Origin of the sequence: Streptomyces sp. LS1784, assembly GCF_020103755.1 — a bacterium.
Classification (GTDB): domain Bacteria; phylum Actinomycetota; class Actinomycetes; order Streptomycetales; family Streptomycetaceae; genus Kitasatospora.
On sequence record NZ_JAHSQD010001106.1, the window covers coordinates 1 to 1,135 of the forward strand.

2 pseudogenes are annotated in these 1,135 nt (G+C 77.9%); one reads left to right on the top strand and one right to left on the bottom strand.

Annotated features, from left to right (window positions below):
* Nucleotides 1-436, top strand: a pseudogene (locus KS423_RS45955) (AfsR family transcriptional regulator); the annotation flags it as partial.
* 17 nt (nucleotides 437-453) lie between these two features.
* Here the strand turns inward: KS423_RS45955 and KS423_RS45960 are convergent.
* Nucleotides 454-1,135: pseudogene (locus tag KS423_RS45960) on the bottom strand (serine/threonine protein kinase); the annotation flags it as partial.

Genomic DNA, 1,135 nt, shown 5'->3' on the forward strand with positions numbered 1-1,135 from the left:
CGGGCTGCTGCCGCTGGCCGTACGGGTCGCGGGCACCCGGCTGGCCGTGCTGCGCCACCTCCCGCTCACCGAGTACGCGGCCCGGCTGGAGGACCCGGCGGGCGCCCTGGACGAACTGGTCGCCGGGGACGTCACCGTCCGCGCCCGGCTGGACTCCGGCTGGCGCGACCTCACCGACCAGGGCCGGCTCGCCCTCGCCCGGCTCGCCGCCCTGCCGCTCGCCCTGCTCTTCACCCTCCCGGAGGCCGCCGCCGCCCTCGGCCGGCCCGAACGGCTCGCCCTGCACACGTTGGAGGCGCTCACCGACACCGGGACGGTCACCTCCCCCACCGGTGAGGTCACCGCCCACGCCGCCCTGTACGCCCTGCCCCGGCTCACCCATCTGCACGCCCGGGAGCGCGCGGCGCAGGCCCTCGGGGCGCCGGCACCGTCCTGATGAGGCCTCGGGCCTGCTCACCCCAGGGTCAGCAGGTCCAGCACGTCCGCCCGTTCCTCCCCGCGTTCCCCCTCCAGCCCGCACAGCGCCAGCAGCACCCCCGCCGCCCCCGTGTGCAGGTCCGCCGAGAAGCGCCGCAGCCACATCCCGGGCACCAGCAGCCCCTCCGGCCGGGCCACCAGGTGCCACTGGAGCTTGCGCACCTGCCCGAGCACGGCCTCCCGCGCCGGCGCCCCGCCCAGCCGGTCCAGCGCCAGCGTCAGCCCGACCCGCCCCCGGAACAGCCCCGGCTCCCGGATGAACCCGGGTGCGCAGACCTTCCGCACGTCCGTCAGGAAGGCCTCGCCGCCCGGCAGCTCCCCGTGCTCCAGGTACTCCCGCACCACCAGCGCGATCCCGCTGCTGCCCCGGTCCAGGTACGCCAGCCGGCGCCCGGCCTCCAGTACCTGCATCGACCCGTCGGGCACCCGGACGCACCGTGCCACCGCCCGCTCCAGCGCCGTCCGCCCGGCGTCCAGCAGCCACCGCTCGCCGGTCCGCCGGTACAGCCGCAGGTGCAGCAGCGCGATGCCGGCCGGCCCGTACAGCAGCCCGGCGGCCGCGGGCTCGTCCAGCCCGGGTACCGGCTCGCCGCGCAGCACCGCGGCCAACTCCCGTGCGTCGTCCAGTGCGTGGGCCAGCTCCCGGGGGCTGTCCAGC